Source organism: Streptomyces sp. NPDC007095 (assembly GCF_040634475.1).
In the GTDB taxonomy this organism is placed as follows: domain Bacteria; phylum Actinomycetota; class Actinomycetes; order Streptomycetales; family Streptomycetaceae; genus Streptomyces.
This window is the reverse complement of record NZ_JBEYFS010000059.1, coordinates 19,997-45,519: the sequence shown is the minus strand read 5'-3', so window position 1 is coordinate 45,519 and position 25,523 is coordinate 19,997. Positions and strand designations below refer to the sequence as shown.

The window sequence follows — 25,523 nt, the reverse complement described above, 5'->3', positions numbered from 1 at the left end:
ACAGATGCGCAATGAGGGACTGGGGTCGTGGCCCGCACGCCGGGCCCGCAAGACCCCGCACCGCACCGCCCTGATCCACGGCGACACCACGGTCAGCTATGCCGAGCTGTACGCCCGCACCACCCGCCTCGCCCACGCCCTGCGCGCGCTCGGCCTGCGACGCGGCGACCGCATCGCCTATCTCGGCCCCAACCACCCCTCCTACCTCGAAACCCTCTTCGCGGCGGGCACGCTCGGCGCGGTCTTCGTGCCGCTCAACCCCCGCCTCGCCGGACCCGAGATCGCCTACCAGCTCAGCGACTCGGGCGCCAAGGTCCTCGTGTACGCACCCTCGCTGGCCGGACTCGTCGCGGGGCTGCCGGGCAACGCGCACGTCCGGGCGTTCGTCGAAGTCGGCTCCCCGTACGAGGAGTTGATCGACCAAGCCGCCGAGGAACGGATCGACCAGCCCGTCACCGCGGACGACATGTGCATCATCATGTACACCTCGGGCACGACGGGCCGCCCCAAGGGCGCGATGCTCACCCACGGCAATCTGACCTGGAACGCGGTCAACGTCCTCGTCGACCACGACCTGACCGCCGACGAACGCGCCCTGGTGTCCGCCCCGTTGTTCCACACGGCCGGGCTGAACATGCTGACCCTGCCGGTGCTGCTCAAGGGCGGTACCTGTGTCCTGGTCGAGTCCTTCGACCCGGCGGCCACCCTCGACCTGATCGAACGGCACCGGATCACCTTCATGTTCGGGGTGCCGGCCATGTTCGACCAGGTGGCCCGCCATCCCCGGTGGGCCGACGCCGACCTGTCCTCGCTGCGCATCCTCACCTGCGGCGGCTCTCCCGTACCGACCACGCTCATCGCCGCCTACCAGGAGCGCGGGCTCACCTTCCTCCAGGGCTACGGCATGACCGAGGCCTCGCCCGGCACCCTCTTCCTGGACGCGGAACAGGCGGTCGGCAAGGCCGGCTCGGCGGGCGTGCCGCACTTCTTCAGCGATGTGCGGGTCGTACGGCCCGACTTCACGCAGGTGGACATCGGGGAGACGGGCGAGGTGGTCGTCCGCGGGCCGCACGTCATGCCCGGGTACTGGGGACTGCCCGAGGAGACTGCGGCGGTGTTCGCCGACGGCTGGTTCCGCAGCGGGGACGCCGCCCGGGTCGACGAGGACGGCTATGTCTTCATCGTCGACCGCATCAAGGACATGATCATCTCGGGCGGCGAGAACATCTACCCCGCCGAGATCGAGGACCTGCTCCTCGGCCACCCCGGCATCGTCGAGTGCGCCGTCATCGGTGTCGCCGACGACAAGTGGGGCGAGGTGCCGCGCGCGGTCGTCGTTCCCCGCGAGGGAGTCGAGCTCGACCCGGACGAGGTCCTCGCCTCGCTCGCCGGACGCCTCGCCAAGTACAAGATCCCGAAGTCGGTGGTCGTCGTGGACGAACTCCCGCGCACCGCTTCCGGAAAGCTCCTCAAGGCCCGTGTCCGTACGCGGTACGGCGCCACCGACTCGTAGGCAAGGAAGTGCACATGAGCATCACCGTGAACGGTCTCGACGAGCTCAAGAAGCTCGCCGGCGGCGACCTCGGCACCAGCGAGTGGATCGAGGTCACCCAGGAGCGCATCAACACCTTCGCCGACGCCACCGGCGACCACCAGTGGATCCATGTCGACCCGGAGAAGGCCGCCGGGGGCCCCTTCGGCGCGCCCATCGCGCACGGCTATCTGACCCTCTCCCTCTTCATCCCGCTCTTCACCGAGCTGCTGGAGGTCGAGGGCGTGTCGACGAAGGTCAACTACGGTCTGAACAAGGTGCGTTTCCCCGCCCCGGTGAAGGTCGGCTCGCGCATCCGGCTGGTCGCGAGGCTCGCCTCGGTCGAGGACGTGCCGGGCGGGGTGCAGATCGCCGTCGACGGGACGGTGGAGATCGACGGCGGCGGGAAGCCCGCCGCCGTCCTCCAGAGCCTGTCGCGCTTCTACGCCTGACGGTCCACGTCGGACGGCTGTTCTCCCTACCGGCCGCCCACCACGTCGACGAACACGGGGTTCGCGTAGAACCACGTGTCGACCCACGGGTCACCGTTTCCGGGCACGTGCGGAATCGGGCCGTGCGGGTCGATCGAGGCGCCCAGGTAACCCGTACCGTTGCGGTTGCCGTCGCTGCCGCGCAGCCGCACGTAGAAGGACTCGTCACCGGCGACCAGCGGGATGCGCAGGGTGTACGTGCCCTTGCGGCCGCTCACGTCCACCGTGCGGACGACCTTGGTGTCGGGCGCGCGCCAGTCGTCGCGGTCGGCGGCCGGGCCGCGCACCGCGCCGCGGATCACGTCGACGTGCGCCAACTCCGGCAGGATTCCATGGGGGTTGGCGCGCGAGGCGGTCGTCACGGTGACCGACAGCGTGAGCTTCTCGCCCTTGCGGACGCGGATCCGGCCACCCATGGTGACACCCGGACCGTGGTCGCAGTCCCGCTTCACCCGGACGTCGAGCCCGTCGAGCAGGTGCCCGTGGTCGAGCCAGACGCGGCCCGCGCGCAGGCCCGCCATCACGGCGCGGTAGCCGTAGCGGGTCACGCCCACGTGGGTGCGGCTGAACTGGCCGGGCCAGAAGTCGCCGCCCGGCTGCTGGGAGTCGGTGTTCACCGGGTCGGGGATGTGCCCGGTGTTGTCGAAGTTCTGCCCGGGCGCCCAGTCGCCGTTCTTCCAGGTGTCGAAGACGACGCGGTGCACATCGGAGTTGGTGGTGATGGTGAACAGCCTGCCCTCGGCGAGCATCGCGTCCCACATGCCGCCGACGGTCGCCGTCATCCAGTCGAAGCCGCCGTACAGGACGTAGGCGTTCTCCGGGTAGCCCGCGAAGGAGTTCTCGGACGGCTTGTTGGTGTACTCGCCGCGCTGCTGGCCCGAGCCGACCCAGCCGGGGATGCCGCCGCCCTGGGCGCCGGGCGCGCCCTCCATGCCGATCATGATCTCGGGCGCCGCGTCCCGCCAGTTCCGTATCTCGTGCGGGGAGTCGATGCCCAGGCGCGTGGGGTGGTTGGCGAGGACGAGCACGTCGTCGACGTAGCCGGTGCGGCGCTGCTCCGCGAGCCACTTGACGGCCTTGACCGCGTGGGCCTCGTTGCGGGCCGTGTCGGGGCTGGTCGGCGAGCCCGCCGTGTAGCCCAGCAGCTTGCCGTCGTAGGCGAGTTCGAACTTCGTGAGCAGATCCACCTCGTGCCGGCCGGGCGTCGCGAAGACCGTGGCGTGCTCGGCGCCCGGTATGTACCACTCCAGACCCTGGAAGATCAGCTGACGCGGGTTCTCGGCGCGAGCCTTCAGGATCTCCTGGTGCTCCAGCTGGGCTCCGTAGTCGGCGTGCCCGAAGTTGGAGTGCTCGTTGAAGACCATCCAGTCCAGGCCGTACCTGGCGCTCGCCTGGGCGAGCTGGGAGAACGTGTACTTCGCGTCGTGGCTGTACACGGAGTGGATGTGGTGGTCGCCGACGAGATAGGCGAGGCGAGGGTCGTCGCCGCCGAGGCGCCGTGAGTCGGCCGCCGCGGGGGTGGCGAGCGAGCCCACCGCGAAGGCAGCCCCGAACAGGCCGGCGCTGCGCAGCAGCCCGCGTCGTGACACGCCCTGCGGGTCCAGCGCGGCGGGGGAGACGGATGGATCGGCCCAGGCGGGCAGTTGCTGCTCGGACATGCGGAACTTCTCCCTCGGGGAGTCAGAAGGTCTTCGGGGTCACCGGTGGCCGGGACGGCTCAGTGGTTCATGAACTGTGAGACGGACAGCGCTCGTTCGACGACGCGTACGTCGCCGAGCCGTCCGTGCAGGATCTGGTCGATCTTGCCCGCGTACTCGTAGCCGCCGAGCAGCCAGGGCAGCCCGAGCGAGGTGAGGCCGACGGCGACGGTGTGCGGGTTGCGGGCGACCGGGCAGCCCTGGACGTACATCGTGGTGTGCGAGCCGTCGTTGACGACGGCGACGTGCCACCACTGCTCGCGGGCCGTCTCGTCGCCCCAGTTGGTGACGATGCCCTGCTGGTTGAGCGGCCGGACGGCCCACTGCGGGCCGGGCCCGTCGGACAGGGAGAGCGTGGCGAGCGGCTCGTCCGGGTCGTCGGCGGTCTTGCCCGCGCCACCACCCGTGCCGGTACGGCTGATCAGCGAGGCCCAGGCGTTGTGCGAGGCGTCCCAGTCGGCGGGGAGCTGGTAGAAGGCCTCGATGGTGTAACCGCGCTTGAAGGTCGCCGAGTTGATGGGTGCCCCGTCGACCGTGCGCAGATACGCGCCCTTCAGCGGGGGCTTGCCGCCCTGGAAGAAGAGGCTGCCGTGGCCCGGCTGGTCGGGGTGGTGGGCCGAGGACCAGGTGAGGGCGCTGTCGCCGACCCTGACCACGGTCAGGTCGTTGCCGTGCCCGGACCGGTCGCGGACCGTGCCCTCGGCCGCCGTACCGTCCGCGTGCCCGTCGAAGCGCCAGTACGCGAGTGTGCCCCGGACCAGCATTTCGGACACCGGCCGCGCCGAGCGGGCGGGCACCGGCGCGAAGCCCGCGAAGCGGGACTCGAAGTCGACGGCGACCGAGAACCGGTCGGCGTCACCGCTGAGTTCGATCTCCTGCCGCTCCAGCTCGTTGAGGCCCTTGGCCGCCCGGCCCAGGATCCACGGCGAGACGGTCTGGACGTCGATGGTGTTGCGGTCGAGGTCGAAGCGGTAGAGGCGGATCATCGCCGCGCCGCCGTAGTAACGGTTCTGATAGTTCGTCAGGTGGAGGTGGACGTCGTGCCCGGCCGCATTGGTGCGGGTGGCGCGGGCGGCGGGCCAGTAGTGCCCGTTCAGGGTCAGGAAGATCTGGTCGTGGTCGTGGATGAGCTGGTCCCAGAGCTGCTGCCCGTACGAGGACAGGGCGTCGTCGTCCACGACCAGCTCGTGCGTGGTGAGGATGACCGGCGTCTTCGGGTGCTGGGCGATGACGTCCTTCGCCCACGCGTAACCCTGCGCCGACAGCCGCCAGTCCAGGGCGAGGACGAGCCACTCCATGCCCGCCGCCCGGAACAGGTGGAAGGTGTTGTAGCCGTCCGTCGAGGCGCCGCCGAACGTGCGCTTGCTCCGGAAGCGCTGCGGGCCGAAGACGTCCAGGTAGGGGGTCGTGCCCCGCTGGTCGTTCGTGGACGACCTGATGTCGTGGTTGCCCGCGAGCACGCTGTAGCCGACGCCGCGCCGGTCGAGCAGCTCGAACGCCTTGCCCGCGGCGGCGAATTCGGGCTGCGCCCCGTTCTCGGTGAGGTCGCCCAGGTGCGAGAGGAAGACGATGTTCTCGTCCTTGCCGTGCTCCAGGAGATAGCGCAGCGAGGCCTCGATCGGCGCGGGGTTGATGCTCGGCCCGTCGAAGAGGTACTGCGTGTCGGGCATGACGGCGAGCGTGAAGCGGCGGCTGTCGGCGTCCGGCCGCCAGTTCGCCTCACGCGGCGCCGCCTGTGCCGTCACCGCGGGCAGGGCCACCGAGGTGGTGGCCGCCGCGCCGATCAGGGCCGTGGCCCGCAGGAAGTTGCGTCTGCCGGCGCCGGCCTGCTCGGCCTCCGGCGCCTGGTCATGCGAAGTACACACGTCTGCTCCATGAAGGTGCGAAAAGGTCAGTGAGGAGTTCGAGTCAGGTCGGGCGTCGAGTCACGTCGAACGGGTCGAGCCGGTGGGACGGGCGGCGCGCCGCGCGCGGGTCAGAGCACGCGCAGCGTCCAGGACCAGCGGTGGGTGCCGGCCGGGACGAGATGGCCGGGCGAGGTGTCGGGTCCGCACGAGGCCGTGCCCACCCCCCGGTGCGCGGCGTCGAGGTGCACCACGCAGCCGGGCCGCGGCACCAGCTCGTCGTGATGGGTGGCGGCCGCCAGGTCCGCCGCCCGGTAGCGGGTCACGGTCACCTGGCGCGGTTCGTCGAGCGCGACCGAGAAGCCCGTGGCGTCAGGGGCCGAGAGCGTGAAGCGGCGTACACCGTGCCGCCCGCCGCTCTCCTGCGGACGCAGATAGGGGGTGAACAACTCGTCCACGGGGAGGGAATGGTGGCCCACCGGCGCGCCTGCGCTCCGGTCCGGGTAGGACTCCCAGGGGCCCTGCCCGTACCACTCCAGGACATCGAGCCCGGCGACCGTCTCGAAGACCGAACCCACCCGCGGCACGTCGTCGAGCGCGGCCGGCAACTGCGCGGTCTCCTCGATCCGCACCCCGCCCTCGACACGGGTGAACACCTGCTCGTGACGAACAGCGCCCGCCAGGGTCGCGTACTCGGCGACCACCGTGACGCTTCCGCCCTCGCTGCGTACATCGACGAGCTTGCGCTCCAGCGCGTCGAGCCCCCAGGCCCGCCAGCGCACCGCCATGCCGCCGAGCTCGTCGTTGTCGGTGGGCGTCCGCCACAGCGACAGCACAGGGGCCGCGGTGAGCAGCGGATGGACGAGCAGCCCGTCCTCGTCGACCTCGACAGGGGAGTCCGGAGTTGCGACAGAGACCTCGGGGGTGGCCGCCCTGAGCCGTACCTGCGGCACACACACCTCCGTGCCGCGCGGTGCCCACGCCTCCTCGTCCGCGGTGGTCACCCGCAGCGTCAGCCAGGCCTCGCCGCCGTCCTCCGGCAGCGTGAACGGCACCGGCACGGCCACCGATGCGCCCGCCCGTACGTCGGGCAGCTCGGCCGGAGCCGTCAGCGTGCCGCCCTGGGCGAGCGACAGCTCCCACTCGGCGGTCAGCCACTCAAGGCCCCGGAAGTGCTGGTGGTTGCTGAGCCGCAGCTCGCCGCCGATGTACGCGAGGCGCACCGGCGCCGCGATCTCCCGGTGCTCGTACATCACCGGCTTGGGCGTGCGGTCGGGGAAGACGACCCCGTCGGCGATGAAGGCGCCGTCGTGGATCGTCTCGCCGAAGTCGCCGCCGTAGGCCCAGCGGTGGCCCGGCGCGGCGACACCGTTGTCATACAGCCCGGCGCCACCGCGCCCGGCCGGTCTTCCGTCGTTCACGCGTTGAAGAATGCCGTGGTCCCAGAACTCCCAGATGAAACCGCCCTGAAGCCCTGGGGTTGACTCGATGGCGGCCCAGTGGTCGGCCAGCGTGCCGTTGCTGTTGCCCATGGCGTGGGAGTACTCGCACTGGATGAGCGGCTTGGTCTGCTCCCCGGAGAGGGCGTGCGCGACACAGTCCTCAATCGGCGCGTACATGGGACAGGCGATGTCGGAGGCGACCTTCGGGTCGGCCCAGCCGAGCTTGGCCGCGCCCTCGTACTGGAGGGGCCGGCTCGGGTCGTGGCGGCGCACCCAGCCCGCGGCGGCGTCGTGGCCCGCGCCGTAGTCGGACTCGTTGCCCAGCGACCAGATGATCACTGAGGGGTGGTTCTTGTCGCGCAGGACCATGCGGGAGACGCGGTCCACGAAGGCGCCGAGGTATCGGGGGTCGTCGGCGATCTCGTGCGCGTGGTCGTGCGCCTCGATGTTCGCCTCGTCCACGACGTAGAAGCCCAGCTCGTCCGCGAGGTCGAGCAGGGAGGGGTCATTGGGGTAGTGGGCGGCACGGATCGCGTTGAACCCGAAGCGCTTGAGCGTCACCAGATCCGCGCGCATGTCGTCGTACGACACCGTCCGGCCCGTCAGCGGGTGGAAGTCGTGCCGGTTGACGCCCCGGATGTAGACCCGCTCGCCGTTGAGGAGCAGGTCCCGGCCGCGGATCTCGACCTCGCGGAAGCCCACGCGGTGGTGCGAGGTGTCGGCGACCGAGCCGTCGGCGCGGTGCAGCCGTACGGTCAGGTCGTACAGCTCGGGCGTCTCCGCGGTCCAGGCACGGACACCCTCGACGACCGTGGCGAGGCGGGCCTCGCCGAGGAAGTCGGAGACCCGGCCGTCCTCCTCCTTGAACCGCTCGTACTCGGCGTCCTGGGTGAGCAGCTGGCCGTCCAGCTCCCCGGTGACGTACCAGCCCTCCGGCAGCGCGCCCCCGGCGTCCCGCACCTGGCAGTCGACCCGCAGCCCGCCGTCGCACCGGGCCCGTACGGTCACGTCGGCCAGCCGCAGCGGATCGGTCGCGTACAGCAGCACCGAGCGGGTGATCCCGGCGTGCCACCACTGGTCCTGGTCCTCGAGGTGCGAGGCGTCCGACCACTTGACGACGGTGAGCCGCAGCGAGGCGCGCTCTGCGGGCCGTACGACGTCGGAGAGGTCGAACTCGGCCGCGAGGTGTGAGTCCTTGGACACGCCGACCGGGCGCCCGTCCACATGGACCAGCAGCACGCTCTCGGCGGCGCCGACCTGGAGCACGATCCGGCGGCCGGCCCACTCGGCGGGGACGTCCACCTCACGCTCGTACACGCCCGTCGGATTCGCGTCCGGCGAGGTGGGCGGGAACTCGCCCCAGGGCATCTGGAAGTTGGTGTACTGCGGCAGGTCGTCGGTGTCCTGGGTGGTCCAGGAGCCGGGTACCTGGAGCGAGGACCAGGCGGGACCGGGCGCCGAGGTGGGCGTGGGCAGCAGCTGGAAGCGCCAGGAGCCGTCCAGTGAGAGGGCACCGGCCCGGCGGTCGACGGCGTTCATGGGCAACCGCCCCCAAGAGGTCACCTCAGGTGACTCCCAGGGGCGGAGCGCGAGCAGCGGGTCCGTCATCAGCGGATGGCCCCCTTGCCGAGATCCGCGATGATCTGCTTGGCGCCGATCGCGAAGACGATCAGCAGCGGGATGAGGGCGAGAAGCGCGCCGGTCATGACCATTCCGTAGTCGGTGGTGCCGTGGACACCGTTCAGCTGGGAGAGCGCGACCTGGAGGGTCACGTTGTCCGGGTTGGTGAGGGCGATCAGCGGCCAGGCGTAGTCGTTCCACTGGCCCATGAAGGTGAAGATGCCGAGGAAGGCGAGGCCCGGCCGGACCACCGGGAGCGCCACGTGCCAGTACTGGCGCAGGAAGCCCGCCCCGTCCAGCTTCGAGGCGTCGATCAGCTCGTCGTGGATCGCGCTCTTCATGTACTGGCGCATCCAGAAGATGCCGAACGCGTTGGCCGCCGCCGGGACGATCAGCGCGGTCATCGAGCCGATCCAGCCCAGCTTCGCCATGATCACGAACTGCGGGATCGCCTGGAGCTGCGCCGGGACCATGAAGATCACCATCATCAGCGCGAACAGCACCCGGCGGCCCGGGAACTGGAACTTGGCGAACACGAACGCGGCCAGCGAGTCGAAGAACAGGACCAGGACGGTCACCGAGCACGCGACCAGCAGCGAGTTGAACATCGACCCGAAGAAGTCGACGTTGTCGAAGAGGTTGCGGACGTTCTCGAGGAAGTGCGAGCCGGGCAGCAGCTTCGGCGGGTAGGAGAAGATCTCCGTCGACGAGTGCGTCGACATGATCACGGCCCAGTAGAACGGGAAGACCGAGAGCAGCAGACCGATGATCAGGGAGAGGTGGAGGGCTGTGCCCCGGCGCTGTGACCCCTTGATGGTCGACCTGCGCCCCGCCCCCTTCATGGAGGCCGATGAACCCTTGAGGATTGCCATGGTGGGGCCTCCCTAGTCTTCGCCCCGGCGCTGCACCAGGCGCCAGTTGATGATCGAGAAGATGATGACGACGAGGAAGATGCCCCAGGCCACGGCGGCGCCGTAACCGAAGTCGTTGTTGTCGAAGGTCTGCTGGAAGAAGTAGAGGACCATGGTCTGGCCGGAGTGGCCGGGACCGCCCGCGAACGACGAGTTGTTGTCCGTGGTCTGCAGCAGCACCTGCGGTTCGGAGAACGTCTGCAGTCCCGTGACCGTCGAGATGATGAGCACGAACAGCAGCACCGGACGCATCAGCGGCAGCGTGATCCGGAAGAAGGTCTGGATGGGCCCGGCGCCGTCCATCCGCGCCGCCTCGTACAGCTCGCCCGGGATCGTCTGGAGCCCCGCGAGGAAGATGATCGCGTTGTAGCCGGTCCACTGCCAGGTCATCAGCGTGGCGATGGCGACCTTGATGCCCCACGGAGTGTTCAGCCAGGCCACCTGGTCCAGGCCGATCGCTTGCAAGAACGCGTTGACCAGGCCGAAGTTGGTGGAGAAGACCGAGCCGAAGATGATCGCGACCGCGACGATCGAGGTGACGTTAGGCAGGAAGTAGGCGAAGCGGTAGAGGTTCTTGAAGCGGACGGCCGAGTTGAGCATCACGGCCGTGACCATCGCCAGGAAGATCATCGGGAAGGTGGCCAGCGCCCAGATGATGATCGTGTTCCCGATCGAGGTCCAGAACTGGGTGTCCGACAGCAGATAGCGGTACTGCGAGAGCCCCGCGAACTCCATCGAGCCGAGGCCGTCCCAGCGGTGGAACGACAGATAGAGCGAGAAGCCGACCGGTATCAGACCGAAGGCGAGGAACAGCAGATAGAAGGGGGAGATAGCGGCGTACAGCCGCCAGTAGCTGAGGATGCCCTTCTTGGGGTGGGTGACGGGGGTCTCGGCCAGGGCCGCGCGGGGCGTGTCGACCACGGGTGCGGTAGCCATCAGTAACTCACCCCCAGGTGGTCCGCGATGCGCCGGCACTTGCTCATGGCGTCCCTCCAGGCCTTGTCCGGGTCCTTGCCGAGGACGGAGAAGTTCCGCAGCTCGTCGTTGATCGGGGTGCTCAGCGCGATGTCGTACGGGCTGTTGAAGGCGACCGGGATGTTCTGCGCCGCCGGACCGAAGACGTCCATGGTGACCTGGTCGCCGAAGAAGGCGTCGGGTTCGCGCAGCTTCTTCATCGCGTACGACGCCGGGGTCGAGGGGAAGAGCACCGAGTCGACGAAGCCCTGGGCCTGGTTGCTCGCGTCGAGCATCCAGGTGATCATCTCGAAGGCCTTCTCGGGCTCCCGGCACGCCTTGGTGATCGCGAGGAACGAGCCACCGATGTTCGAGGGACCGCCCGGACACGCGGCCACCCGCCACTTGCCCTTGGTCTTCGGCACGTTGAGCTTGATGTCGCCGGCCGCCCAGGAGGCGTTCAGCTGGCTGGGCAGCAGACCCCGCTCGGTGGCCGAGGTGTTGTCGGCCGTACCGTTGATGATCTTCGAGACGAGTCCGCGACGGGTGGCCTCGACGGAACGGTCCCAGGCGGTGCGTACATGCTCCTGGTCGCCGATGAAGTGCCGGTCCTTGTCGACGAACCGCTTGGTCGTCTGGTTGACCGAGATGCCGAAGACGCTGAGGGCGTCGGTCAGGATGAACGTGCCGGGGAGGCGCTTCTTCAGCTGCTCGCCGGCCGCGAAGAACTGGTCCCAGGTGGCCAGTTCCCTGGAGACGTCCTCGGGCTCGTACGCCAGTCCGGCCTTCTGGAAGACGGCGGGCTGGTAATAGTGCGCGACCGGACCGCAGTCGATCGGGAAGCCCACCATCGAACCGTCCGGAGCGATGCCCTGGTCCCACTTCCAGGGCAGGTACTGGTCCTTGAGCTTCTCGGCGCCGAGCGTGCGCAGGTCCACGAACTGGTCGGAGTTGGGCAGATACGAGGCCATGTCCTCGCCCTTGAGCCCGGCGATGTCCGGGATGTGGGCCCGTCCGGTCATCGTGGTCATCAGCTTCGAGCGGTAGTAGCCGCCGATCTGGATGGCCTGCAGGTTCACCGCGCTGTCGTAGCGGGTCTTGGCATCCTGGACGACCTTCGGGCTCAGCCCGCCGCTCCAGTACCACAGGACCATGTTGCGCCCGGTCGAGCCGGTCGGAACGCCGCAGCCGGTTGCCAGGCCGCCCAGCGCCGTGGCGGCCGTACCGGCCAGGCCGGCGCGCAGCAGGCCCCTTCGTGAGAGCCGCACAGCTCCCACCGCCTTTCGGTTCTTTTCGGTCTTCGCGTACGTGGGGTGTTACGTGGGGTCTTGCACGGGGTCGTGCGAGGGGTGTTTCGAGTTGCGATGCGTGGGGTCGTGCGTGTCATGCGGGGTGTTGCGCGTGGGGTCATCGGGGTGCGCCCGGCCGACGTGCGGCCTCGGGCGGGGTCACGGGGGCGGGGCGGACGGGCGGGCCCGGGTCCGCCGGGAGGCGGTCGGCCAGGAAGCCGTACGCACGCCGCAGTTCACGGTCTTCGAGCGACTGCCACCAGCGGTGGACGCCGTACCAGCCGGGTGCGGCGAGCGCACCGCCGTGCCGCTGTACGGACAGGCCCGCGGCCAGTACCGCGAAGCGCAGCCGTTCCTCCAGCGGCCAGCCGCCGAGCGATGCGGCGACGAAGCTCGCGCCGAAGACGTCTCCGGCACCCGTCGCGTCCAGGACGTCGACGGGGAGGGCGGGCACCTCCGCGTACTCGCCCGTCGTCTGGTCCACCGCGACCGCGCCGTCGCCGCCCCGGGTGACCACGGCGACCGGCACCAGCTCGGTCAGCGTGCCCAGAGCCGCGGCCGCGCTCTCGGTGCGCGTGTACGCCATCGCCTCCGTCTCGTTCGGGAGGAAGGCGTGGCACAGGGAGAGCTGGTCGAGGAGGTCGCGGGACCACTGTTGTGTGGGGTCCCAGCCGACGTCCGCGTAGATCTGCGTGCCGGCCGCGGCGGCCTTGGCGAGCCAGGCGCGCGGCTCGGCCTCGATGTGCACAAGGGCGGTGCGCGCCTCGGGCGGGTCGCCCATCAGCTCGTCCTGCGAGTACGGCGGTTCCTGGCCGTGGGTGACCAGGGCCCGGTCGTTGCCGTGGGCCAGCGAGACGGTGACGGGAGTGTGCCAGTTGTCCGCGGTACGGGACAGGGAGAGGTCGATGCCCTCCTGGTCGGCGAGGACCTCACGGCAGTACGCGCCGTAGTAGTCGTCGCCGAAGACCGTGGCCAGGGAGGTGCGCAGACCGAAGCGCGAGGCCGCGACCGCCAGGTTGGCGATGCCGCCGGGGCTCACGCCCATGCCCTCGGTCCAGATCTCCTCGCCGGCCGTCGGCGGCTTCCCCAGTCCGGTGAGGACGAGGTCGTAGAAGAGCAGCCCGGTCAGCAGCACATCGGGCCGTTCGTCACCCACGAGCGCATCCTCTCGTCAAAACTCTGCAAGCGGTGCACAGGATCGTGCGCGCCTCTGGCCAATTTGGCAAGAGTCGAGCAGAACTGAGCATAGAAATGATTGGGAATGACGAGTAGTGTTCACAGGGTGCTGGCAGAGCGACGACATCAACTCATCCTGCGGGCCCTGCGCTCCGGCGGGCCCGCAGCCGTGACCGATCTCTCCGAACAGCTGGGCGTGAGCCCCGCCACGGTCCGCCGTGACCTGCTGAAACTGGAGGAGGAAGGCCTGCTCACGCGGGTGCACGGCGGGGCGGTCGTGGAGGAGGGCGACCAGCCCTTCGCCGAGGTCGCCGAGGTCCGTGTGGCCGAGAAGGACGTCATCGCGGCGCGCGCCGCCTCGATGGTCCAGGACGGCCAGTCCGTCCTGCTGGACATCGGCACCACCGCCTACCGGCTGGCCCGGCAGCTGCACGGCCGCCGGATCACCGTGATCACCAGCAATCTGGTGGTCTACGAGGAGCTGGTGGACGACGAGGACATAGAGCTGGTGCTGCTCGGCGGAATGGTCCGCCGTGAGTACCGCTCCCTGGTCGGCTTCCTCACCGAGGACAACCTGCGACAACTGCACGCCGACTGGCTGTTCCTCGGTACCAGCGGGGTACGGCCCGGTGGGCAGGTGATGGACACCACCGTCGTCGAGGTGCCGGTCAAGCGGGCCATGATCGAGGCGGGCGACAAGGTCGTCCTGCTCGCCGACCGCGCGAAGTTCCCGGGTACGGGGATGGCGCGGGTCTGCGGCCCCGAGGAGCTGGACGTGGTGGTGACGAACGACCCGCTGGACCCGGCGACGCGGTCGTCGTTGGAAGAAGCGGGCGTGCAAGTGGTCGTGACAGGAAAGGCGGAAACGGCGTGAAGCTGACGATTCTGGGTGGCGGCGGATTCCGGGTGCCGCTCGTGTACGGGGCACTCCTCGGGGACCGCGCCGAGGGCCGCGTCACCCATGTCGTGCTGCACGACGTGGACGCCGGGCGGCTCACGGCCGTCGCCCGGGTGCTGGCCGAGCAGGCGAAGGACCTGCCGGACGCCCCTGAGGTGTCCTTCACCACCGACCTCGACGACGCCCTGCGCGGCGCCGACTTCATCTTCTCCGCGATCCGCGTCGGCGGACTGGAGGGACGTGCCGACGACGAACGGGTGGCACTCGCGGAGGGCGTCCTCGGCCAGGAGACGGTCGGCGCCGGCGGCATCGCGTACGGCCTGCGCACGGTCCCCGTGGCCGTCGACATCGCCCGGCGGGTGGCCCGGCTCGCCCCCGACGCCTGGGTCATCAACTTCACCAACCCGGCCGGCCTGGTCACCGAGGCCATGTCCCGCCACCTCGGCGACCGCGTCATCGGCATCTGCGACTCGCCGGTCGGCCTCGGCCGCCGCATCGCCACCGTTCTGGGCGCCAACCCCCGCGAGGCCTGGATCGACTACGTCGGCCTCAACCACCTCGGCTGGGTGCGCGGGCTGCGCGTCGCGGGCCGTGACGAACTGCCGCGGCTGCTCGCCGACCCCGAGCTGCTCGGCTCCTTCGAGGAGGGCAAGCTCTTCGGCGTGGAGTGGCTGCAGTCCCTGGGCGCCGTCCCGAACGAATACCTGCACTACTACTACTTCAACCGGGAGGCCGTCCGGGCCTACCAGCAGGCGGAGAAGACCCGCGGCGCGTTCCTGCGCGACCAGCAGGAACAGTTCTACGCCGAGATGAAGCGCCCGGACGCCGCCGCGCTGACCGCCTGGGACCGTACGCGGGCCGAGCGCGAGGCCACCTACATGGCGGAGAACAGGGACGCGGCGGGCGCGGGCGAACGCGACGCCGACGACCTCTCCGGCGGCTACGAGAAGGTGGCGCTCGCCCTGATGCGGGCCATCGCCCGCGACGAGCGCACCACGCTCATCCTCAACGTCCGCAACCGCGGCACGCTGGGCGTGCTCGACACGGAGGCCGTCATCGAGGTGCCCTGCCTCGTCGACGCCAACGGTGCCCACCCGGTCGCCGTCGACCCGCTGCCCGACCACGCCAGCGGGCTGGTCTGCGCGGTCAAGGCGGTGGAACGCGAGGTCCTGTCCGCGGCCGAGTCCGGCTCGCGCGCGACCGCCGTGAAGGCCTTCGCCCTGCACCCGCTCGTCGACTCCGTGAACGTGGCCCGTCGTCTGGTCGAGGGGTACGCGTCGGTCCACCCAGGCCTGGCGTACCTTAAGTAAGCGCTTTCCCCCTTCCTTGGCTTCTTGGCTCCTGGAGACCTCACATGCACGACGAACGCCGCCGGATCGAGGAGCGCGTCGCACGCGTCCACGACCAGCGCATCAAGCCCGCGATCTACGCCGCCTCGGTGCCCTTCGAGGTCGAGGCCTGGCAGGCGCCCGGCGAGCCGGTCCCCTTCGAGGAGGCCGCCGCGGCGCCGTACAAGCCCTTCGCGATGGACACCCCCTGGGGTCCGCCGTGGGGCACCACCTGGTTCCGGATGCGCGGGTCGGTCCCCGCCAACTGGGCGGGCAAGCGCGTCGAGGCCGTCTTCGACCTCGGCTTCGTGGGCGACTGGCCCGGCAACCAGGCCGAGGCGCTCGTCCACCTCCCGGACGGGGTCCCGCTGAAGGCGGTCAACCCGCAGAACCAGTACGTGCCGATCGCCCACCCGGCCACGGGCGGCGAGGAGATCCACTACCTGGTCGAGGCGGCCTCCAACCCCGACATCCTGGCGAACGACTTCGCGGGCCCGACCCCGCTCGGCGACCGCCTCACGGCCGGTGACAAGCCGCTCTACACCTTCAAGCGCGCCGACATCGCCGTCCTCGACGAGAACGTCTGGCACCTCGACCTCGACGTCCAGGTGCTGCGCGAACTCATGCTGGAGCTGGGCGAGCTCGACCCGCGCCGCCACGAGATCATGATCGCGCTGGACCAGGCGATGGACGCCCTCGACCTGGACGACATCTCCGGGACGGCCGCCGCCGCCCGCGCGGTGCTGGCCCCCACCCTGGCCAAGCCCGCGCACGCCAGCGCCCACACCCTCTCCGCCGCCGGTCACGCGCACATCGACTCCGCCTGGCTGTGGCCGATCCGCGAGACCAAGCGCAAGACCTCCCGCACCTTCTCGAACGTCACCGCGCTCGCCGAGGAGTACGAGGAACTGGTCTTCGCCTGCTCACAGGCCCAGCAGTACGAGTGGGTGCGCGACAACTACCCGCACGTGTGGGCGCGCATCAAGAAGGCCGTCGCCGACGGTAACTGGGCGCCGGTCGGCGGCATGTGGGTGGAGGCCGACGGCAACCTGCCCGGCGGCGAGGCGCTGGCCCGCCAGCTCATCCACGGCAAGCGGTTCTTCATCGAGCACTTCGGCATCGAGACCAAGGGCGTCTGGCTGCCGGACTCCTTCGGCTACAACGCCGCCTACCCGCAGCTCGCCAAGCTCGCCGGCAACGACTGGTTCCTGACCCAGAAGCTCTCCTGGAACCAGACCAACAAGCTGCCCCACCACAGCTTCTGGTGGGAGGGCCTCGACGGCACCCGCATCTTCACGCACTTCCCGCCCGTCGACACCTACAACGCCGAGTTCTCCGGCAAGGAGATGGCGCACGCCGTCCGCAACTACCAGGACAAGGGCCGGGGTACGACGTCCCTGGCCCCCTTCGGCCACGGTGACGGCGGCGGCGGACCCACCCGCGAGATGATGGAGCGCGCCCGGCGGCTGGCGAGCCTGGAGGGTTCGGCGAAGGTCCGTGTCGAGCACCCGGACGCCTTCTTCGCCGCCGCCCGCGAGGAGATCCCGGGGGACCAGGTCTGGTCCGGTGAGCTGTACTTGGAGCTGCACCGCGCCACCTACACCTCGCAGGCCCGCACCAAGCAGGGCAACCGGCGCAGCGAACACCGAATGCGTGAGGCCGAGTTGTGGGCGACCACCGCCGCGCTGAACGCGCCGGGCTACTCCTACCCGTACGAGAAGCTCGACCGGCTCTGGAAGACGGTCCTGCTCCACCAGTTCCACGACATCCTGCCCGGCTCGTCCATCGCCTGGGTGCACCGGGAGGCCGAGGCGGAGTACGCGCGGGTGGCGAAGGAGGTCGAGGCGATCACGGCCGAGGCCGTGGCCGCGCTGGGCACGGGCGAGACCCGGGTGTTCAACACCAGCCCGGTCGACCGCGCAGAGGTGGTCCGCACCTCCGTCGGCATCCCGATGTACGCCGAAGTCCCCGCGAACGGCAGCGCGTTGCTCGACGCGGGTGAGCCCCCGCAGCCGGTGACCGTCGAAGGCCGCGTCCTCGACAACGGACTGGTCCGCGTCGAGCTGGCCGAGGACGGCACGCTGGCCTCCGTACGCGACCTGACGGCCGGCCGTGAGGTCCTCGCCGACAAGGGCAACCTGCTCCGTCTGCACAGCGACCTCCCGAACTATTGGGACGCCTGGGACATCGACAAGCACTACAAGAACCGCTACACGGACCTGCTCGACGCCGAGTCCGTCACGGTCGTCGAGGAGGGCCCGCTGCTCGGCGCGCTGAAGGTGGAGCGCGCCTTCGGCAAGGGCTCCCGGATCGTGCAGACGATCACCGTGCGGGCCGGCAGCCGCCGGATCGACGTCGAGACCGAGATCGACTGGCACGAGGCGGAGAAGATCCTCAAGGCGGCCTTCCCGGTGGACATCCGGGCCCCGCACTCCTCCGCGGAGATCCAGTTCGGCCATGTCCAGCGGCCCACCCACACCAACACCAGCTGGGAGTCCGCCCGCTTCGAGGTCTACGGTCACCGCTGGGTGCACATCGCCGAGCCCGGCTACGGCGTCGCCGTCATCAACGACTCGACGTACGGCCACGACGTCTCCCGCACGGTCCGCGAGGACGGCGGTACGACCACGACCGTACGCCTGTCCCTCGTGCGCGCCCCGCGCGTGCCGGACCCCGAGGCCGACCAGGGCAAGCACCGCTTCACCTATGCGCTGCTGCCGGGGGCGAGCATCGAGGACGCGATCGCGGAGGGCTACGCGCTCAACCTGCCGCTGCGGGTGGCGGATTCGGCCGGTCCCGCCGAGCCCGTCGTATCCGTGGACGGGGAGGGCGTGACCATCGAGGCGGTCAAGCTCGCCGACGACGCCTCGGGCGACGTCGTCGTACGCCTCTACGAGTCCCGCGGCGGTCGCGGCACCGGCACCCTGCGCACCGGTTTCCCGCTCGCGGGGGTCCAGATGACCGACCTCCTGGAGCGCCCGCTGACGACCGTGGACACGGACGGGAACGCGGTTCCTGTCGCACTGCGCCCCTTCGAGGTGCAGACGCTGCGGCTGGCCGTGGCGAAGGCGTGACCCCAGTTCCCATGAAGTATTAAGGAAACGATGAAAGGCCTGGTCACGGCGGACTTCGCGCCCGCCGTGACCACGGCACTTCTGCTGTGCGACACCTGGAGCTCGCCCTTCCCCCTTGTGATGCGGGGACCAGCGAGAAGAGGTGTCACGGTGCGAGACCCGCGTATGTCCGCGATCGGCAAGGGACTGAAACGCCGGGGGAGGCTGATGGCGGAGGCGGTGCGCCCGCCGCGGCGAACCCTCGACGGGGTGCCGTCGCCGCGGAGACCGGCGGGGCCCGAGGATCCCGACGGGCGGCCGTACGTCGCCCCGCCCCGCGGCTGGTGGACTCGCCCGTCTTCGTGCTCTCGTCCGTGCGCTCCGGCTCGACCCCCCTGCGGGTCCTGCTCAACAGCCGCAGCCAGATCCGCGCCCCGCACGAGATGCATCTGCGCACCGTCCACGTCCACTTGTCCCGGGACTTCACCGAGGCCGCCATGCGGGCCCTCGAACTCGACAAGGACGAGCTGGAGCACGCCCTGTGGGACCGGCTGCTGCACTTCGAACTCACCCGCAGCGACAAGCGGATCATCGTCGACAAGACCCCGCCGAACGGGCGGAAAGTCAGGCCTGCGGAGGCCTTGTGAGACCGACCCTCACCAGTCGGCAGGGCCAGTGAAACAGGAACCCAAGGTGGTACCGCGTAGCGGTACGGACCGGAATCTCCTGCCCTCGGGCGGGAGAGGGCGTCAAATCGTGTTGCTGCGCCTCCCGGCGACTGGAGCGACACGTGGGGGTACCCGACCGTCTGACGGCCGGGTACCCCCACGCCGGGAGCGTCAGCCGGTGAACCCGGCCGTGATGGAGGTGAACTGCCAGTTGTTCTGGCTGATGCCGGAGCAGTTGCTCACCACACCCCCGCCGGGGCAGGGCCGGTCACGGTTGACCGCCCAGTACGCGAGACGGGCGATGTGATGGGAGTTCGCCCAGTCGCGGATCTGGGTCCAGATCGCCGGGGTGGTGTTCTCCTGCTGGTCGGACAGACCGTTCATGCCGGAGATGCCGATGTGGGAGTAGGCCGTGGCGTCGTCCCAGCCGAAGGTGGACTTCAGCTTGGCCTTCAGCCCCTCGGCGGCATTGACGGTGTTGCCGTACATGTCGGAGCCGCCGCCGAAGTCGAACGGCATGATCGTGAAGACGTCGATGCCCGCGTTCAGCGACTGCGCCTGCTCGATGAGCCGGTTGCCGTAGTAGGTCGGGCCGGTCGTCGAGGTGCCGAAGGTGACGATCGTCCTGAGGCCCGGGTTGTTGGCCTTGACGGTCTTCAGCGCGGTCAGGATCTTGGCCTGGACGGCCTCGTTCTCGAACTCGTCCGTGTTCTCGATGTCCATGTCGATCGCCTTGAGGCCGTAGGCGTCGATGACCTTCTGCAGCGCACCGGCGAGCGCGCTCGCCGAGGAGCAGTTGGCCCCGAGCTTGCTGCCCTGCCAGCCGCCGAACGAGGGGACGACGTCACCGCCGGCGGAGCGGATCTGGTTGATGACGGTCTGGTCGTTGCCACCGGTCAGCGCCCTGCTGCCGTCCCAGGCGGGGTTGCAGCCGCCCGAGTCCAGCATGAACGCCATCGTGAACCACTTGACGCCGGTCGAGCTCATCACCGAGGTCGCGCTCGGCGGGTCGCCCCAGCCGAGGTACAGGTACGGTGCCGCCTGCTTGAAGCCGGTGCCGCCACCACCGCCCGCGTCCGTGGTCACGGACACGGAGTTGGAGGCCCCGGAGGTGTTCCCGGCCGCGTCCCGCGCCTTCACCGTGAACGTGTAGGCGGTGCTCGACGCGAGACCGCTGACCGTCGCGCTCGTCCCCGACACGCTCAGCACCTGGTTCGAGCCGCTGTAGATGTCGTACGCGGTGACGCCCACGTTGTCGCTCGACGCGCCCCACGACAGGGACACGCTGGAGGAGGTCTTGCCGGTGGAGGTCAGGTTCGTCGGCGCGGTCGGCGCCTGGGTGTCGGAGCCGCCTCCGCCGCCGCCCGGACCGTCCAGGCCGATGTCGTCGGCGTAGTAGGTGCCCTGTGCGTACCAGCCGTGGACGTAGATCTTGGCGCTGGTCTGCGAGGCGCCGGTCGTGAAGGAGACGCTGAGCTGGCTGTACGCCGACGGGGACGTCGTCCACGTCGAGGCACCGCCGTCCACGCCCAGGTAGACGTAACTGCCGCGCACCCAGCCCGAGAGGCTGTACGTGGTGTTCGGCTGGACCGAGACGGTCTGGCTGCACTGGGCGTTGTCACTCGAACTCACAGCCCCGGCAAGGGCCTTGGAGCCGCCGTGTACGGGGCTGGAGACGACCGAGCCGAGGTTCCCGGTGCACGACCAGGGGGAGAGGCTGCCCGACTCGAAGCCGGGGTTGGACAGGATGTTGGCCGCCTGGGCCGTGGTGGGCAGCGCGACCGCCCCGGCCAGCGCCAGGGCGGCGGTGCCGAGCAGCGCGAGGACGCGATGTCTGGAACGCCTGAGGTCTGTTCTGAGGTTGATGCGCACGCGATCTCCCTTGAGGCATGGGGGTGTTCGGGAGTGCTTCGGGAGTGCTGAGAGGTGCGCAACCAAGTTGGTATGGACCAATCCCGCTGTCAAGGCGTTGCGCGGAATTGGTCCAGACCGGTGAGCGGGTGGTGAGGGTGAGAGGGGAGGGGTGAGGGGCGAGAGGTGAAGAGTGAGAGGCGAGAGGCGAGGAGTGCAGGCCGGGGCGTAGGGCTCAGGCGGTCGCGATGGCGGCCTTGGACGCATGGGTGGGCGCGGGCTCCGGCTCCGGAGCGCCCTCCGTCGCGGGGGCCGGGGCGGGCACGGCGGGCAGGGCGGACGCGGGCGCGTCGGTGCGCTGGTGCGGCAGCGAGACCGGACGCACCGGACGGGGGCCCGCGAGCACGGTGTAGTCCTGTCCGAGCAGTGGCGGCACCATCTCGCCCGTCTCCTCGCCGAGCGCCAACCGCACCGCCGCCCAAGGGGCGTTGATGCCGCACTGCGAGAGCTGGTGCAGACCGCCCGCCGGGCGGGTGTTGACGTCCATGAGGACCGGGTCGTCACCGAGCATGCGGAACTGAATGTTCGTCAGATAATGCAGTCCGAACGCCTCCGCGAGCAGCCGCGCGGGCTCGATGAACGAAGGGTGCAGCGTGAAACCGCGACGCCGTCCGTTCTTGGTGCGGCCCACCGCCATACGGACCCGGCCGTCCGGCGCCGTGAGGCAGTCGACGGACACCTCCGGCTGCCCCAGAAGGGGCATGACCAGCCAGTCGACGGGCTCGTCCGCCGACCGCAGTGCCTCCACGACCAGGTCGAGCGGCACGTACGGGCTCGGGAATCCATTGAGGTGAGCGAGCGAGAAGGGGGCGCGCGTGATGACGCGGAAGCCCACTCCACCCGCCCCCGCCGCCGGTTTGAAGCAGGCCTTGTGACCCTCGGCCTCCAGCGTCTCGACCGCGGCGACGAGCTCCTCCTCGGTGCGCACCCGCCACCACGGCGGCACCGGCACACCCACCGCCTGCACCGCCTGGTACGCGGTGGCCTTGTCCTGGAAGACGGCCACGGCCTCGGAGGGCGGCGCCAGCAGGGCCGTACCGAGCGCCGCGAACTCGGCGCGGTGCGCCACGATCGCCGCCTGCTGCAGGACCGGCACGAACACGTCGATGGAGTGGCGCGCGCACTGGTCGAGGGCGTACTCGACGTAGGCGGCGGGGGAGAGGCCTTCCGGCTCCATGGCGGCGGTGTCGGCGGCGGCCAGCACGGGGGAGTCGGGATCGCCGTGGGTGGCATGGATCTCGACCGGCCGGAGCTGCGGATTACTTCGCAGCTGGTCCATGAAGAACACGTTCTCCGCGTACGTGCGGTTGAGCCAGACGCGTACGCGAGAACCCATGCAGGCCGCCTTTCAGGGTTCCGGGCACGGCGGAGCAGGCCGTGCCCGGCCAGGGGAGAGGGAGGAACAGCAAACCGCCATACGCCGAGAAGGGTTCGTGGCGGTTGTGTTGGGGCGATCATAAGGGGCGCGAGCCCGGTGTGACGCTACGGGCGTGTTACGGATTTCCCGAGCCCCCGGAATCCGGCCCGACGCGCCGGGGCGCGAGGCCCGGCGCGCGGGCCGTCCTTGTCCCGCGGGGACGAATGTGTTCTTGTGTTTCCAGTCCTTTTCTCGGAGGTGGCAAGGGTGCGGTCGACGGCCGGCGGACACGGAAACCTGCTGGCCATCAGCGACCTGCACATCGGGTACGCGGAGAACCGCGCCCTGGTCGAGAAGATGTGCCCGCACACCGACGACGACTGGCTCCTGGTGGCCGGTGACGTCTCGGAGACCGTGGCCGACATCCGCTGGGCCCTCGAAACCCTCAGCGGACGCTTCCGCAAGGTCGTCTGGGCGCCCGGCAACCATGAGCTGTGGACCCATCCCAAGGACACCGTGCAGCTGCGCGGTGTCGCCCGCTACGAGCATCTCGTCGCCATGTGCCGGGAGTTGGGTGTCACGACCCCCGAGGACCCCTACCCCGTCTGGGACGGGCCGGGCGGCCCCGCGGTCGTCGCACCGCTCTTCCTGCTCTACGACTACTCGTTCCTGCCGCCGGGCTGCGCGACCAAGGGCGAGGGCATGGCGTACGCGGAGGAGACCGGGGTGATCTGCACCGACGAGCATGTCCTGCACCCCGACCCCTACCCGAGCCGCGAGGCCTGGTGCCGGGCCCGGGTCGCCGAGACCGAGCGCCGGCTCGCCGAGCTGCCCGAGGACCTGCCCACCGTCCTGGTCAACCACTACCCGCTGGACCGTCACCCGACCGACGTCCTGCGCTACCCCGAGTTCGCCATGTGGTGCGGCACCCGGCTGACCGCCGACTGGCACCGCCGCTTCCGCGCCCAGGTCATGGTCTACGGTCATCTGCACATCCCGCGGACCACCCACCACGAGGGCGTCCGCTTCGAAGAGGTCTCGGTGGGATACCCCCGGGAGTGGCGGCCCCGTCCGGGCCCGCCGGACACCCTGCGCCACATTCTGCCGATGGAGGTCGGAACCGGTGATCGAGGAGCTGCTCCCGGAATCGGTCGTGACCGTGGAGACACACGGTGACGACCAGGACGGGGGCGCGCCGCTGTACCCCGGGGAGCAGCAACTCGTGGCGCGGTCCGTGGAGAAGCGGCGCCGTGAGTTCGCCGCCGTGCGCGCCTGCGCCCGCCGGGCCATGGAGAAGCTCGGCGTGCCCGCGCAGGCCGTCCTGCGCGGCGAGCACGGGGCGCCCGTCTGGCCCGACGGGCTGATCGGCAGCATGACGCACTGCGAGGGCTACTGCGCCGCCTCCCTCGTCCGCGCCACCGACCTGGCCTCCCTGGGCATCGACGCCGAACCCCACGAGGAACTCCCCGACGACGTCATCGCCTCCGTGGCCCTGTCCACGGAGAACGACCGGCTGCGTGAGCTGGCGCGGCGGGACGCCTCCGTGCACTGGGACCGGCTGCTGTTCAGCGCCAAGGAGTCCGTCTACAAGGCGTGGTACCCCCTCACCGGAAAGTGGCTGGACTTCTCCGAAGCGGACATCGAACTCTTCGCGGACGTCGGCCCCGTACGCTCCGGCGGCCTGCGCGCCGAACTCCTCGTGCCGGGACCGCTGGTGGACGGGCGACGCATACAGTCCTTCGAAGGACGCTGGACCGTGCGACGAGGCCTGCTGGCCACGGCCGTCACCGTCCCGCACACCGGGGCCGACGCGGCTTAGGTGAGGCGTCCTCCGGGCTCCGGGCACCAGCTGTGCAGCAGCCGGAAGAACTCCTCCTCGTTGCCCGAGAGCCCGGCCGCCGCCAGCGCCTGCTCCGCCTCGGCGAGTGCGGCGGGCGGCACCACGGGTGGTCGACACCCGTCCGGCGGACCGTCGAACGCCGCTCGTACGGTCTGAAGGAGACGCAGATAGGCCTGCACGGCGGCGCGTTCGTGGTCGGTCAGTACGGCGGTCGGCATCGGACGGCTCTCCCCGGGTCGGCTGGTCGAAGCGGTACATGGCGGTACGTGCCTCCAGCTTGCCAACCGCCACTGACAATGCCGTTTCGATGCGTGGAGGTTCGCCCGCTTAGCGGAGGCGAAACCTCACGGAAATCCCTTGTGGGACAGGGGCCCTAGGGTGGTGAGAAGAGCCGGGAAGCGCCTTCTCGGCGGCGGGGAAGCCGCTTTCACGGCGGCCCGGAACAGGAGGTGAGCCCGTGGTCGACGTTCCGCCTCGGCGTCCGCGGCGCAATCCGCGGCTGCGCTCGGTGGGCGGCGCGGAGCTGCGTCTGCAGCACCGTGTCGTGCACGGCTACCGTCGTGCCTACCGCGTGGCCGGTGAGGGCCCCGCGCTCGTCCTGATCCACGGCATCGGCGACTCCTCGGCGACCTGGGCCGACCTGATCCCCGACCTCGCCCGCTCGCACACGGTGATCGCGCCGGACCTGCTCGGCCACGGCTCCTCCGACAAGCCGCGCGCCGACTACTCGGTGGCCGCGTACGCCAACGGGGTCCGCGATCTGCTCACCACGCTCGACATCGAGTCCGCCACCCTGGTCGGGCACTCGCTCGGCGGTGGTGTCGCGATGCAGTTCGCCTACCAGTTCCCGGAGCGCACCGAACGGCTGATCCTGGTCAGCGCGGGCGGCGTCGGCGGCGAGGTCAACCCCGTACTGCGGGCCGTCTCGCTGCCGGGCGCCCACCTCATGCTCTCCACGCTGCGGCTGCCCGGCATGCGGCTCCAAGTCGGTCTGTTCCTGCGTCTGATGAGGCTCCTGGACACCGATCTTGGCCAGGACGCGCCGGAGTTGCTCAACCTCGTCGACGCGCTGCCCGACGCGACCTCCCGCAGCGCGTTCATCCGCACCCTGCGGGCGGTCGTCGACTGGCGCGGGCAGGCGGTGACCATGCTCGACCGCTGCTATCTGACCGAGGGCATGCCCACGATGCTGCTCTGGGGCGACCGGGACAGCGTGGTGCCGGTGCGGCACGCGTACGGCGCGCACCAGGCCATGCCGGGCAGCCGGCTGGAGATCTTCGAGGGCGCGGGCCACTTTCCGTTCCACAGTGACCCGGGCCGTTTCCTCGACCTCGTCGAGGAGTTCACCAGCACCACCAGCCCGGCCGACTGGAGCCGCGAGCACTGGCGCGAACTGCTGCGCGCGGGCCGCCCCGGCACCACGGCCGGCCGGCCCGACACCGCCCACAACCGGGCGGTGGAGCGCGACCTGCGCGAGGCGAGCGAACGCAGCGCGACCTGACACCTGCCGCCG

At 70.2% G+C, this 25,523-nt stretch carries 19 protein-coding genes; 9 read left to right on the top strand and 10 right to left on the bottom strand.

Annotated features, from left to right (window positions below; translation table 11 throughout):
• The first annotated feature begins 4 nt into the window (after positions 1 to 4).
• Positions 5 to 1,513 (top strand): o-succinylbenzoate--CoA ligase, encoded by a 1,509-nt coding sequence (gene menE, locus ABZ656_RS21455; RefSeq protein WP_360269816.1) that lies wholly within the window; start codon positions 5 to 7, stop codon positions 1,511 to 1,513.
• Between the two features lie 14 nt (positions 1,514 to 1,527).
• Positions 1,528 to 1,983: a MaoC family dehydratase gene (locus ABZ656_RS21450; protein WP_101402031.1), complete on the top strand. Its 456-nt coding sequence runs from the start codon at positions 1,528 to 1,530 to the stop codon at positions 1,981 to 1,983.
• Positions 1,984 to 2,009: 26 nt separating this feature from the next.
• On the opposite strand, the gene ABZ656_RS21445 is transcribed toward ABZ656_RS21450, so the two are convergent.
• From ABZ656_RS21445 to ABZ656_RS21415, 7 genes are all read right to left on the bottom strand, one after another.
• On the bottom strand, positions 2,010 to 3,680 hold the full coding sequence (locus tag ABZ656_RS21445; protein WP_360269814.1) for a histidinol-phosphatase: 1,671 nt from the start codon (positions 3,678 to 3,680) through the stop codon (positions 2,010 to 2,012).
• Positions 3,681 to 3,739: 59 nt separating this feature from the next.
• Positions 3,740 to 5,584 carry a LamG-like jellyroll fold domain-containing protein gene (locus ABZ656_RS21440; protein ID WP_360269812.1) on the bottom strand — a complete coding sequence of 615 codons (1,845 nt, stop codon included), beginning with the start codon at positions 5,582 to 5,584 and terminating at the stop codon, positions 3,740 to 3,742.
• Between the two features lie 110 nt (positions 5,585 to 5,694).
• Positions 5,695 to 8,613, bottom strand: coding sequence for a glycoside hydrolase family 2 TIM barrel-domain containing protein (locus ABZ656_RS21435; protein ID WP_360269810.1), 2,919 nt, complete (start codon positions 8,611 to 8,613; stop codon positions 5,695 to 5,697).
• Entirely contained in the window at positions 8,613 to 9,497 is an 885-nt protein-coding gene (locus tag ABZ656_RS21430; protein ID WP_360269808.1) for a carbohydrate ABC transporter permease, read from the bottom strand. The genes ABZ656_RS21435 and ABZ656_RS21430 overlap by 1 nt, the downstream gene beginning before the upstream one ends.
• 12 nt (positions 9,498 to 9,509) lie before the next feature.
• Positions 9,510 to 10,472, bottom strand: coding sequence for a sugar ABC transporter permease (locus ABZ656_RS21425; RefSeq protein ID WP_101402036.1), 963 nt, complete (start codon positions 10,470 to 10,472; stop codon positions 9,510 to 9,512).
• The gene (locus tag ABZ656_RS21420) at positions 10,472 to 11,758 is read right to left on the bottom strand and encodes an extracellular solute-binding protein (protein ID WP_101402037.1); all 1,287 of its coding nucleotides are present in this window, start codon (positions 11,756 to 11,758) and stop codon (positions 10,472 to 10,474) included. The genes ABZ656_RS21425 and ABZ656_RS21420 overlap by 1 nt, the downstream gene beginning before the upstream one ends.
• A gap of 139 nt (positions 11,759 to 11,897) precedes the next feature.
• Positions 11,898 to 12,935, bottom strand: a complete 1,038-nt coding sequence (locus ABZ656_RS21415) for a carbohydrate kinase family protein (RefSeq protein WP_360269805.1) — start codon at positions 12,933 to 12,935, stop codon at positions 11,898 to 11,900.
• A 126-nt stretch (positions 12,936 to 13,061) separates the two neighbouring features.
• On the opposite strand from ABZ656_RS21415, the gene ABZ656_RS21410 reads away from it, so the two are divergent.
• The 4 genes from ABZ656_RS21410 (at position 13,062) to ABZ656_RS21395 (ending at position 18,881) form a co-directional block, all read left to right on the top strand.
• On the top strand, positions 13,062 to 13,829 hold the full coding sequence (locus ABZ656_RS21410; RefSeq protein ID WP_101402039.1) for a DeoR/GlpR family DNA-binding transcription regulator: 768 nt from the start codon (positions 13,062 to 13,064) through the stop codon (positions 13,827 to 13,829).
• Positions 13,826 to 15,163: a 6-phospho-beta-glucosidase gene (locus tag ABZ656_RS21405; protein ID WP_101402040.1), complete on the top strand. Its 1,338-nt coding sequence runs from the start codon at positions 13,826 to 13,828 to the stop codon at positions 15,161 to 15,163. Before ABZ656_RS21410 ends, ABZ656_RS21405 begins: the two co-directional genes overlap by 4 nt.
• Positions 15,164 to 15,207: 44 nt before the next feature.
• A complete protein-coding gene (locus ABZ656_RS21400) occupies positions 15,208 to 18,255 on the top strand; it encodes a glycoside hydrolase family 38 C-terminal domain-containing protein (RefSeq protein ID WP_101402041.1) in 3,048 nt (1,015 codons plus the stop codon).
• Positions 18,256 to 18,578: 323 nt separating this feature from the next.
• Complete coding sequence (locus tag ABZ656_RS21395) at positions 18,579 to 18,881, top strand: sulfotransferase (RefSeq protein ID WP_360269802.1); 303 nt, start codon at positions 18,579 to 18,581, stop codon at positions 18,879 to 18,881.
• Positions 18,882 to 19,073: 192 nt separating this feature from the next.
• Here the strand turns inward: ABZ656_RS21395 and ABZ656_RS21390 are convergent, their stop codons facing one another.
• Positions 19,074 to 20,774 carry a carbohydrate binding domain-containing protein gene (locus tag ABZ656_RS21390; protein ID WP_360269800.1) on the bottom strand — a complete coding sequence of 567 codons (1,701 nt, stop codon included), beginning with the start codon at positions 20,772 to 20,774 and terminating at the stop codon, positions 19,074 to 19,076.
• 214 nt (positions 20,775 to 20,988) lie between these two features.
• Positions 20,989 to 22,149, bottom strand: coding sequence for an ATP-grasp domain-containing protein (locus tag ABZ656_RS21385; protein WP_360269799.1), 1,161 nt, complete (start codon positions 22,147 to 22,149; stop codon positions 20,989 to 20,991).
• A gap of 288 nt (positions 22,150 to 22,437) precedes the next feature.
• Between ABZ656_RS21385 and ABZ656_RS21380 the strand changes: the two genes are divergently transcribed.
• Together ABZ656_RS21380 and ABZ656_RS21375 are read left to right on the top strand one after the other, a co-directional pair.
• Positions 22,438 to 23,346, top strand: a complete 909-nt coding sequence (locus ABZ656_RS21380; RefSeq protein WP_360269797.1) for a metallophosphoesterase — start codon at positions 22,438 to 22,440, stop codon at positions 23,344 to 23,346.
• Complete coding sequence (locus tag ABZ656_RS21375) at positions 23,294 to 23,989, top strand: 4'-phosphopantetheinyl transferase superfamily protein (protein ID WP_360269795.1); 696 nt, start codon at positions 23,294 to 23,296, stop codon at positions 23,987 to 23,989. The genes ABZ656_RS21380 and ABZ656_RS21375 overlap by 53 nt, the downstream gene beginning before the upstream one ends.
• On the opposite strand, the gene ABZ656_RS21370 is transcribed toward ABZ656_RS21375, so the two are convergent.
• Complete coding sequence (locus ABZ656_RS21370) at positions 23,986 to 24,228, bottom strand: hypothetical protein (RefSeq protein ID WP_360269793.1); 243 nt, start codon at positions 24,226 to 24,228, stop codon at positions 23,986 to 23,988. The genes ABZ656_RS21375 and ABZ656_RS21370 overlap by 4 nt on opposite strands.
• Before the next feature lie 239 nt (positions 24,229 to 24,467).
• On the opposite strand from ABZ656_RS21370, the gene ABZ656_RS21365 reads away from it, so the two are divergent.
• Positions 24,468 to 25,511, top strand: a complete 1,044-nt coding sequence (locus ABZ656_RS21365; protein WP_180362180.1) for an alpha/beta hydrolase — start codon at positions 24,468 to 24,470, stop codon at positions 25,509 to 25,511.
• Positions 25,512 to 25,523 lie beyond the last annotated feature (12 nt).